Origin of the sequence: Olivibacter sp. 47 (assembly GCF_030372825.1) — a bacterium.
Taxonomy (GTDB): Bacteria; Bacteroidota; Bacteroidia; order Sphingobacteriales; family Sphingobacteriaceae; genus Olivibacter; species Olivibacter oleidegradans.
The window spans coordinates 4,001,582-4,013,247 of sequence record NZ_JAUCNR010000001.1 but is presented as its reverse complement, the minus strand read 5'-3'; the positions used below and the strand labels follow the sequence as shown (position 1 = coordinate 4,013,247).

The 11,666-nt window shown below is 42.8% G+C and carries 7 protein-coding genes; 3 read left to right on the top strand and 4 right to left on the bottom strand.

Annotated elements, in window-relative coordinates:
- Window positions 1-188: 188 nt before the first annotated feature.
- The 3 genes from rpsF to rplI are packed head-to-tail and all read left to right on the top strand — an operon-like array spanning window position 189 to window position 1,282.
- Entirely contained in the window at window positions 189-557 is a 369-nt protein-coding gene (rpsF, locus tag QT327_RS17560; protein ID WP_013665627.1) for a 30S ribosomal protein S6, read from the top strand.
- Complete coding sequence (gene rpsR, locus QT327_RS17555) at window positions 557-820, top strand: 30S ribosomal protein S18 (RefSeq protein ID WP_013665626.1); 264 nt, start codon at window positions 557-559, stop codon at window positions 818-820. The genes rpsF and rpsR overlap by 1 nt, the downstream gene beginning before the upstream one ends.
- An 18-nt stretch (window positions 821-838) precedes the next feature.
- Window positions 839-1,282 carry a 50S ribosomal protein L9 gene (rplI, locus tag QT327_RS17550; RefSeq protein ID WP_013665625.1) on the top strand — a complete coding sequence of 148 codons (444 nt, stop codon included), beginning with the start codon at window positions 839-841 and terminating at the stop codon, window positions 1,280-1,282.
- 31 nt (window positions 1,283-1,313) lie between these two features.
- Here the strand turns inward: rplI and QT327_RS17545 are convergent, their stop codons facing one another.
- The 4 genes from QT327_RS17545 to QT327_RS17530 all read right to left on the bottom strand — a co-directional run bounded on the left by QT327_RS17545 (window position 1,314) and on the right by QT327_RS17530 (window position 11,662).
- Window positions 1,314-3,713, bottom strand: coding sequence for a DUF5703 domain-containing protein (locus QT327_RS17545; RefSeq protein WP_246860259.1), 2,400 nt, complete (start codon window positions 3,711-3,713; stop codon window positions 1,314-1,316).
- 146 nt (window positions 3,714-3,859) lie between these two features.
- Window positions 3,860-5,275, bottom strand: coding sequence for a sialate O-acetylesterase (locus QT327_RS17540; protein WP_289553589.1), 1,416 nt, complete (start codon window positions 5,273-5,275; stop codon window positions 3,860-3,862).
- A 184-nt stretch (window positions 5,276-5,459) separates the two neighbouring features.
- Window positions 5,460-7,502, bottom strand: coding sequence for an aceric acid hydrolase (locus tag QT327_RS17535; protein WP_242627265.1), 2,043 nt, complete (start codon window positions 7,500-7,502; stop codon window positions 5,460-5,462).
- Window positions 7,503-8,203: 701 nt separating this feature from the next.
- Window positions 8,204-11,662 (bottom strand): glycosyl hydrolase, encoded by a 3,459-nt coding sequence (locus tag QT327_RS17530; RefSeq protein WP_130856860.1) that lies wholly within the window; start codon window positions 11,660-11,662, stop codon window positions 8,204-8,206.
- Between the last annotated feature and the right edge of the window lie 4 nt (window positions 11,663-11,666).

Below are 11,666 nucleotides of genomic sequence, written 5' to 3'. Positions count from 1 at the left end.
GAGAAGTAAAAGTAGTCGAGCCGTTGAGTTGTTATGTTTCTGTTGGATCATCAAATACTCTCCTACTTAACTATTTCCCCACTTAACTACTTAACAACAAGCGAAACAAAGCTTGCAATTCTAAAAACATATACCTATCTTTGCGCTCCGCTTTGTGCGGACATTATAATAACAAACTTTTTAACAAAATGCAACAATACGAAACCGTAGTAATTCTTACCCCGTTGTTATCAGAAGAGGTTGCGAAAGAGGTAATTGCCAAATTCAAAAACATTCTTACTGAAAACGGAGCCGAAATTATCCACGAGGATAATTGGGGTTTGAAAAAATTAGCGTACCCTATTGAGAAAAAAACAACAGGGTTCTATCACCTAACAGAATTCAAGGCTCCAGGTGAATTAATCAGCAAACTGGAACTTGAGTACAAACGTGATGAACGTGTTATGCGGTTCCTTACCATTTCGTTAGATAAGCATGCAATTGCTTATAACGAGAAAAAGCGCAGCGGTGCTTTTAACAAGAAACCTGAAACGAAAACTGAGGAGGTAGCAAAATAATGGCAAAAGAGCAAATTCAATACGTTACTGCCCCTAAAGTAGAGGATAACCGTAAGAAGTATTGCCGTTTCAAAAAGAACGGTATTAAATATATCGATTATAAAGACGCAAACTTTTTATTGAAGTTTGTAAATGATCAAGGTAAGATTTTACCTCGCCGCCTAACAGGAACTTCTTTAAAATTCCAACGTAAAGTGGCACAGGCTGTGAAACGTGCACGCCATATTGGTTTATTACCTTATGTAACTGATTCATTAAAATAATCTGGAGGTAAGAACGACATGGAAATTATTTTAAAACAAGATATTAAGAAGCTTGGCGAGAAGGATGATATCGTAACCGTAAAAAATGGTTATGGTCGTAACTACTTAATTCCTCAAGGTTTAGCGATTTTAGCTACTCCTTCAGCCAAGAAAGTGCTTGCAGAAAACATTAAACAAGCGCAATTTAAACAAGAAAAAATCAAGAAGGATGCTACCGATCTTGCAGCTAAATTAGAGTCTGTTAAATTAACAATAGGCGCTAAAGCTGGAGAAACCGGCAAGATCTTCGGTTCGGTTAACACGATTCAAATCGCTGATGCTTTGAAAAAAGAAGGTTTTGAAGTTGATCGCCGTCGTATCACTTTTGATGTAGAGCCAAAAGAGCTTGGCGAATATACTGCTAATTTAAACTTACACAAGGAAGTTAAAGTACAAGTTCCTTTTGTGGTTGTAGCAGAATAACGTCCTCCTAAGAACAAAGAAGAGCCCTACCTTACAGTAGGGCTTTTTTTGTGAATATACTTTCCTGGAGCAGAAAAAACACCGTAACTTCATTGATATTGTTTGAGGATTCCAAGATATTAGTAGATTCGGGTAAAATAACATCATTTCTTCGGCTTGCCGGCTTAACGATTAGCTTTTTAACTTTCCCATTCTTCACCTCCACCTCAACGGTCGTCTGCTTAGGAGCATGCAGTTTGAAAGCTACATCGCAGTCCAACGGCCACGACGGAAGCACATAGATTTTATCTCCTACGGTTTGCAACAACATTTCCTGCAAACCGATCATACCCGAGCCGCCCCAATTATGGTCCGGCACCCAATCAAAACCCGGCCCCCAGAACGCAGGAAATCGACGAGGTGCATTGCTTAATTTTAATCGATTTAACCGTAAAGCTTCATCTGTTAACCCTAAACGGGCAGCGAATATGTTATCCTGCTTCCAGCCAATATGACTTCTAAATTTCAACGCATCCCGATCGAATTGATAGGTATTACGGGCCGTATCTAAGCCCGGCTTCCCAACCCCATAGAGTCCCCAGGGAAAAACAGGGTATAATTGAGGTGATTCGACATTATTTACCCGTTCCCACAGTTTTGCCGGCGCCAGTAAGATACGATTATCTATCGTTCTATAGCTTAAGGGAGGAATACGGGATAGCATCTTTTTCCATTCGGCCTTTCTTGAAGAAGGCAATAATGTATCAGGAAGCGTCAACAGTCCCTCCGTAACGGTTTTCAAAGCTGCTATGGTGGAATTTGCATTGTAAGCCATTTTATAGGTTTCAGCAGCCGATCCGGGATAAAGCACAAGCTGTCCATCTCCATCCAGAGCCTTCCGTCCTCTCTTCTTCGCTAGGTATTGATAATGTTCATCAAAAAACTGTAAACAGCTTTCTATTAAAGGCATATATGGACGAATATTAGCGCCGGTATAACGATGGCTTTCCAATATCATCATGCAGAACTCCAATACGGTATCCCATTGATATTCCAACCAAGCATTATACTCCATTCCCCGATCAAAATCCACTGGCCGCTTCCACCCATATTCGGCCGGATTCGGCAGGCCAAAGTTTTCGATTTGCTCGGTAAAGCTGGCGCCCTTGTGGCCCCAATAGGTTTGCGTTCTCAACTCAGCATTGCTTAATATCCTACGGTAAAAGTCAAATGCGGGCTTCATCAAATCGACATCTCCGCTCTTTAGCATGGGCCAGTATACCAAACGTTGATTTTGAGCCGTATGAGTGCCTCCACCCCAATTCCTGAAATCAGGGGTATAGGTCATTGCCGTATCTATCCTCGACGGATCATAGGTAAAAAGTCCGCCATTAAATTTTGTCGGATATGCTCCGTAAGCGTTACAAGCCAGCATATACCTAAATAGCTGATAATTCCGGGCCATTTGCCAATCAATATCGCTGGTGTCTTTACTCCCGGGCTTGATGCAGATATAACTTCGATCCCAGAAATTCGCCCACCATTCCTTGTTATGAACAGTAGCCCCCTTATCCTTCTTCGTTTTAGCTAAGAGCAACAATTCCTTCTTCCAAGTATCTACCGATTTTTCTTGTTTTGTATGAAGGTAAATTTTGATTGATTGTTTTTTTGTTGGTTTTTCGGTCGTTAGACGCCACCCCTTATAATCTGTATCTTGGTATTTGCCTGAAGTTTCACCAGCTTGTTGCATACCTTCACCGATCAGGAATCCACCAAAGGTCAGGTCAGACAAGGGATCGAATAACTTCTTTTTAACACTATCCAGACCTTGTTGTTTCACAGTTACATCAAAAACGGTATTTTCCTTATTTCGATGATAAAATAAAACTCCGCTACTACCTTCGTAACCTACGATATCTTTTTTTGCAATAACATCACCAGGCGGCGCCCATTTATAGGAATTTGCATTGTTTTCCTTACCTTTTGTGACCCGATCTTGGTACCGCCAATTTTCGTAAGTAGCTGTTACTTGCAGAGGTTTATCAGCCGCAATGTCTACATGAACGATAGGTGCAAACACGTCCACCCACAAGTTGATCTTTGCTGAAATCTCTTCGTTCTTCGCTTCAATATATACGGTCCCCTCCCGAAGCTTCAATTCCTGTTTAAAGGTGCCACCATAAAATGGATTAGGAGATAAGCGCAATCTAACGCGCCCTAATTTCAATAACGTATTGTTTTCGTCAAAGGTTCCGCTGCGCGCAATATAAAATAGCACGTCGCCCTTCTCTGTCCATACATTCAGTCCCACATCCCCTCCCCCACAAGGCATGGATTCGCTCGAATTGTTACTTTGGCTGTTCCATATAATATTATATGAACTTAGATCTACCTCTTGACCAACGGAAAACTTCCAAAGAAAAAAAAAGAATAGGATAAAATATCTTTGCATTATTTTTTCAATTTTTTTTTAGCTATCGGCTATACACCTTCAGCTCGCTCCTATCGCTATAGGGCTTTCCATTATCACATCATCACATTGACTAATATCTCCGTATAACCTTCTCAACCACTTCCCTACTTAACAACTTAACCATTTTACCAATTATCCGTTCTAAAGGACGCAACGGGCAAGCCGGCAGTACTAAATAGTTCGCCTCTTGCAAAATCTTTAAAGGCGTAACGGACTGCCAGCGGCTTCACTACGGAAGGCGAGCTTAGGATAACGGTATTGCCTTTAATCAATCCCTGCGCCGGGTAAAAAACTTTGTCTTCGCCTGCTATTTCAAAATTATGTAATTCACCGCCAAAAGCGCTTAGACCAAGGGTAGCATGCTTAAAATGTACAATCGCCTGTCCTCCTTGCACCTCCATTGATTCATAGCTAGGGGAAGCCCAGGCAAAACCTTTTTTGCCGTATACATTTGACAAGGCAATTAAAGCAAAGCGTTCTCCGCCTACTTTTTTGTTAGCAGGGTGGATACAATTTTCTTCGCCTACATCCATTAAAGAAATCATTTCGCTATTAGGTATTTTCTCCAGTGATTTTCTTTGCGCATCCCGCAAAAAGGCCGAATTATATTTACCACCTGTATGATAAGGTGGCAGCTGTGCATAATTATACGGTGCGATTTGCGCATAATAAAAAGGGAAATTCCCTTGATTCCACAAAGCTCTCCACCTCTTCACCATGGCCGGAAAAAGCTGTTCATATAGATCAGGGTTTTCATAATTTGATTCACCTTGATACCAAATACATCCCTTAATTGTATAACCAACAATTGGGTGAATCATCCCGTTAAAAAGGGTTGTTGGGGTCCGATTCTTTACCGGAATACTGTCTTTTGGTAAGGAAACCTCCTTAAAATCCTGCAACAGTTCACGATCCATCCAAGCTTCAATGGTTGATCCGCCGTAGCTGCTGTGAATCAGTCCAACAGGCACTTGCAGAATCTCTTGCAGTAAGCGCCCGAAGTAATAGGCGGTAGCACTGAAGTTAGCTACATTTTCAGGATTCGCCTCCTTCCAAACCGACGGTTTGCTATCGTCCTGAGGCTGTAACTGAGAGGATCGAGGCACGGTATATAAACGAAGGTGGTTATTTGCCGAATGAAGAATTGCGTCATTTGACCCGATAATGGGTTGTCCTCTAAAGCCTTTTAATGGCATTTCCATATTTGACTGACCGGAACATAGCCATACTTCACCAATTAGTATGTCTTTTATTGTATACGGCGTACCGTCATTTAAAGCCAGTGAATAGGGCCCTCCAGCGTCCGGTGTTTGCACCTTAACAAGCCATTTACCTTTCTCGTTGGCCTTTACATTATATTTTTGATGGTTCCATGAACTCTCGATCGTTACGTTTGTACCAGGAGACGCCCATCCCCAAATAGGTACGGCCGACTGCCGTTGAAGTACCATGCCATCCGTAAAAATGGCTCCCAACCTAATTTCGGCAAAAGCACTGCCATAAATGAAGAGGAAAGAAAGTATAAAAAGTGCTCTTCTCATTTTACTAAATTATTTTTATCAAGACATAAGACTTAAGATAAAGGACATAAGATTTATGTTCAGTTATCAGCGATCAGCTGCCAAGTCGACCCATAGGGTGCGATGTTGATTTCGTCTTACTATCACTCCTAATAACTAACAACCAATAACTAATAACCAACAACTAATAACTAATAACCAACAACTAATAACTAACAGGCATCCAAACCGTCATGTCTGTATGTCCTCTATTACCCCAGGTAAAATAAGGCACGAATCGGAGCGGTATCGTTTTCTTAATGCCCTTGTCTATTTTTCTGTAAAGAACACCGTCCCAATTCTGCTGTTGGTCGATTACCTTTGCTTCCCCCGTTAAAGAGGTAACAGGGCAGTTGTCAATCAACTGGTTTTCTGTCTGAAAGGTCATATCAGCAGGAATTGCTACATCGAATATGCTCTTGCCTCGGGGCAAGTCCGAAGATTCCAAACAATACACAATAGGGCCACGTTTCACGGCTACTTGGTTTCTGCTTTCCTCTACCAATGGGTTAGCTTGCATCAAATGAGCTTCCATGGGCATCTTCAAGAATACAACATCCCCTTTTTTCCACTTTCTCCGTATCATGGTATAGGAGCCTGGTTTCAAAACTTTGTTCACGTCCTGCCCGTTTACCTGAATCATGGCTTGGTCCGCCCATCCGGGAATACGCAAAAACAAAGAAAAGTCATCTTTAACAGCTTCTTCTACCACAACTTTGATCACTCCATCCCAAGGATAAGCCGTTTCCTGTTTTAATTTAACCGTACCCCCATTCGGCAATGACGTCTTTAACTCACTTCCACCGTATAGATTAATCCATATGCCCTCATCCGAAACGCTATAAAAATAATTATGTACCTCTGCAAGGGTCCTTACTACATTTGGCGGACAACAGTTGGACAATGCGATATATGGCACTCTATCTTTCGACCATCGCTGTTTAAAGGGTAATTTATCCGAGTAAGCCAGTGGATTTGTATATAAAAACCGTTCTCCATCTAAGCTAATACCCGATAGAACGCTATTATAAAGTGCCAACTCTAAAACGTCAGCAAACTTTGCGTTACCTGTTAGTAGTAGCATCCGCCAATTCCATAGCATATTTCCGATATTGGCACAGGTTTCATTATGAGCGGTGAAGTTAGGTAATTGGTAGTCTCGTCCATAAGCTTGATGGATCTTCTGGACCTCTTTGGGATCATAAGAAGTGCCATCCGGCGAAACTCCATCATATAGCGAACCACAACCACCGGTTATATACATTTTATGAGAGGTGACGTCTGTCCACATTTTATGGAGTTGATTAAAAAGACTGGTATCACCTGTCTCTGCATAGACGTCCGCAACACCGGCATAGAGGTAATTTGCCCGCACCGCGTGTCCCATTACCTTTTGCTGTTCCCGAAAGGGAATTCGATCCTGATTATCGTCGGTTCCGTCCTCAATCTGGCCTTTTATATCAATTAGGTGTTTTGCCAGCTCCAGGTATCGTTTATCGCCTAAAGTACGATACATCTCAACTACCCCCATATAATGAGAAGGACAAATGGCATTTCGCGCTAAGGTTGGTGAAGCCGATTTGTAAAACCGATAGAGATAATCAGTGGCCTTAATCGCAACATCCAATAGATTACGTTTTCCGGTAGCTCGATAATGTACGCAGGCGGCCGTCATTAAATGCCCAATGTTATAGGCTTCAAAACTTAAGCGATCTTCAAATTGATTTTTTACACCAGTTTTGCGTTGCTGAATCATCGACAATGTATAAATGTAACCGTCTTCCCGTTGCGATAGAGCAATGGTCTTGATAACTTCGTCCATTTTCTTGTCCAGTGCCGGATCTTTCGTAACAGCATATAGACTCGCAACGGCTTCCAACATCTTATAATAATCACCGTCATGAAAAGATGGCCCACTATGACTCCCCGTGTCCAAACCTGCAGCTATTTCAAAATTCTTATAGGCGTGGCTGATATGTTCATCGTTATAAACACTCCATAGTTGCGGAACCATACGTTCTTTGCACACCTCGAATCGGTTTGCCCAAAAACCTTCCGTCCAATGTACCTGGTCCATTCCCACAGGTTTTAATTTCGCATAGGGGCTGGCAGAGGTGTTTACCAAGGCGGCTTCCTGCGCTTTTAAATTAAGAGTAGCACATACTCCTAACCAAATAAGACTTTTTATAGCATTTTTATATATCATCATACATAATAATTGATCAAAGGCAGATCTTCATCTTATCTACCGGGATTACCTCGATGAACTCCCGTTGGTCGGTTTCGCTTTTAAAAAAAGGAACGTTTTTCCTAATCAGGTTTTTTAATTTGTGTTACTTTCTTCCGCAGAAAGTAACCAAAGACTCATCGCTTGGAACTTTGCTACGATGGTAGTGCTTCAACCTGCAAGCCGCAAACTTCCTAGGCGATATTTCAGCTGAACGGAAAGCTTTTGCGGACAGCCATATGGCCCCCGAGTATCGGATAAACGGCCTTGGAGGATACCGACGCAACGAGCAGCAAAGCATTTGCATGTCTGCTCATATTACGGTATCCAAGCGGATTGAGGAAGTGAAACGGCTCCAATACGCGCTAATGATGCTTTGCAATCAGGTGCAAGGTAGCCTACACAAGCCTTGATTTATTCACTCTTGTTTATTTTTAATGGTGTTCATGAACTCATCACTACGTTCTTCGGTTTGCTCAACTTTTATCAAGAAAAGTTGAATAAAAAAAACAGTCTTTTAATATAAATACCTTCATCTGTATGTTAAAAGCGAAATCCCTTAGCTTACCTACGGTAGGCTGCTAGGCTCTCGTTGTAAGATACTGCTTCTCATTCATTATCTCATTCACTTATAACTCATCGTTCATTATTTCCATTATCACATTAGCTAATTAATGAATTGGCTAATTAACTTCTTCTTCCATCAAACGCACCGTCCCAATAAGGCCAGCCTTCAACAAAGGCTGCCCTTCTAAACGGAAGGGTGCCGTTGTTTGCGTAATGCGTTTCTCCATTGGCAATGCCTGATCACCGATCAGTCGATTCGCCCAGGTATTCGTTACAGCTATCTCCAATTGGTTCTCTCCTTTCCGTAACGTTTTACCAATATCAACACGGTATGGCGCTGTCCAAAGTGTCCCACAATCTACGCCGTTTACTTTAATGGTAGCGATATTCGCCACTTCTTCTAACTGTAACCAAACCGGTGAGTGCTGGGCGTTTCCTTTCCATTGAAAAGTCGTCCGATAATGGGCCGTACCCGAATAATTCCGTATCGATGTATCTTCAAACTCGCTCCAGCTTTTTAGCTCTTTTAATGTAATTGCTTTTTTTGGTCCGCCATAATCAGGATTGAATTCGACATGCCAGGCGGCCATTAATTTCTTTGTCTCGCTTAACTGCGGCCAGTTTCTTGCTGATTTAGCTTCTTTTAAGTTGGTTTCTTCCTTAAAAAGGACAAATAAAGAAGCATTATGAGCAAATTGAAGCGGGATTTCCGTGCGATCCCCTATGATACGCCATTCGCCCAAGGGCTTCCCGATATTACTTACCGGATCATATAGGTACGGAACTTTACCCGCTACCCGGAATGACACGAGCAGTTTCCGATCTTGCTCTCGTTGATTGGTCAAAAAGTAAATATCTTTTTCATCGGTTCGCCGATGGTTAAAGCCCAAGCCGGTAGCTTCTGAGCCATCTAATTCACTAAAATGAACATCAGGTTGCACTCCGAATTGATTGAATGAAGAGAGCAAATAAGGTGCCTTGATAATCATACCCTTCCCGAGCTTTTTAAAGAGCACAGATTTATCGCCTTCTTCCATTTGCTCGAAAGAGCCGTCCCAGATAAGTGCTGTTATTCGATTCAATTCAGTATCCGCCATCGGGAAACCCGATAATCCCAGCGTACGCAGTGGTTTATTACTTAGTACAACTTTGGCACCTTCAGTGATAAGCTGTTTCAGTTTACGCGCTACTTCCAAGCTCATGGCTTGATCATTCGGCTGCAAAGCATGCCTACCCGGTAGTACTAATATTCCGTAAGCTGCGCCGGTAGGAAGTACGATGCGTCCGTCCTCCACTTTTGCTTGCAACAATATGTCAGGATTAAGCGAATCATAAGCATAACCACGCAATGCATTTATCCAATCTTCAGGTTGCACCATATTCGCACTTGTACTTACCCCAGCGATTTTTTGTATGGGTAAGCCTTTATTAGCTAACCGGGCTCGCTCCGTCAATACACGCTTTTCACCAAAGATACCCGGTAGGGTTGAGACCATGCGATCAGGAAGAATGGCTCTTCTTGGGAGCTCTTCACCGGTAAAAACAGCCAAATCGGTAACCGGCGTCCCTGCCTGCAGCAGCTGTTGTACACGCGTAGCATAGTCAACCCATGCTTTTCCTTGCTTCCACCAAGTTTGATCACGCTGAAAATACAGACCAATACTACTAAGAGTCATTCCAGGTTTTCTATTCAGCCATGGATTATGTACGTAAATATGATAGACCAACCGATTTACGCCAAGGGCGTAATTTCGATCTTGCAATGTTTTGAGATTTCCGGGATGCTCATCCCACTCCATCCGTATTTGGGTAAAAGCCTCGGCCTGCACAAGGGGTTTACCATAGATATGAGCGCCGGATACTGCATCGAGCACATCGTTGAACTTGTCGTGCGACGGACTCCTTAACCAAAATTCTCCCATGGGTATGTCCACCGTCTTAAAATGAGCCATACCATCGGTTAACATTACTGGCGCTGTCGTTTCTGCGCTGAAAACAGCTCCGTGCTTATGTGTAAAGGCTTTTATGGGTTCAAAGAAATTGGTATTTACTACTTCGGCAATCGTTTGGCGAATGTCATACAGATACCGTTCTGAAAAATCGGCACTCGCTATCGGATATCCGGCCATCGCCGGTAAATAATCGACTGGATCATACCCCCTTCTTCTTTTAAATTCATTACGAAAAACGGGCGACCAGTTTTGGCTACCGCATTCCCAGCTATCAACATGAAAAATTTTTAAGACTTGACGGGCTAAGCTATCACCCGCCACATCAATTGCCTTTTGTAACCAGCCTTGCAACTGTATTTCAACGGCTTTCGGGTTCATCTTATCGCATTCCAAGCCTTTACCGTTTCCGGCAGTTTCGTTCATATGCCCCGTTGATGTATGCCCCATACGCAAAATCTTCCATACTCCCGAAGGTGCCTTCCAAGTCAATGTGCCGTCCGCCTGTACAGAAGAAGAGATATTAATCAGCTGGTCTTTCTTGATGCAATCGGTGTCTGCAATTTGCAAAGAAGTGCTTGGCTCACTGATTCGCCAAGCTACGCCTGATTTACCTTCGTATTGATGGATACGCGATGTCGACAATAAATGGATACCCGACAACTTTAAGCTAGGCTTCCATTTTGCTGCGTCCAGGTCTTCTCCCCCCGGTTCGCTGCCTTCAGGGTCATACACAAAACGAAAGTATCGCGCCGTAATCGGTTCTATCGCATGCGTCAGTCCAACATCCCAATCAAGCCAGCCCGCTCGCGGCGGTTTGAGCCGGCTTACTTCCTGAAAATGAACACCATCGTTACTTGTTTGAATGATAAGTCTGCCTGATTGATAGTTAAAACCTTCAACTTCTATTTGGATAGCGCGACAAGTGTAAGGTTGCTTATACGTATACTGAATCCAACAGGGTTCTTTACTGCTAAAATTTTTCTTATTCCCCTTAATTGTTAAAAATTGAGCTTCAGTGCGCGTACTGGTGCTTACGGTGGGCTGATTATCTTCACGTTGATAATCCTTTACTGGCAGAGCAAAAGTCGCTATATCACGGTAATAACCTTGGTAGGCTTCCGGTTGGGGCAATGCCAGTCGCACATCTTTCCCGCCAGCAATAACGGTATCCGCCCATACCACTTTCTGCATCGACAGCTCCGGACTTATCCAACTTCCACCGGCGGTCGCGAAACCGTCTCCCGGCAATAATGCAAGCTTTATTCCAACACGATCAGCTTCTTCCAACGTAAAGCGTATTAAATCCCACCAAGCGGGTGTCATCGTTTCTATTACCGGTTCGTACAAAGGAGGATCCGTTTTACCCTTAATAGGTGCTAAATAAGCGCCCGAAATCCCAATTTCTTTCATCGCTTCCAAATCAGCTGTAATCCCTTCTTTGGAATAAGCAGAATGCATCCAATACCAAAAGACCCAAGGCTTCGCCTCCGAAGAATCGGCAGATGTAGTATGCACCACATTTATCGGAAGTTTTTTTTGCTGCGCAAACAATGTAAACGGGAGCATGAACATCATACACACAAGCAAATACCTTATATTTGCTCCTTTACCTTGTATATTCATTTCT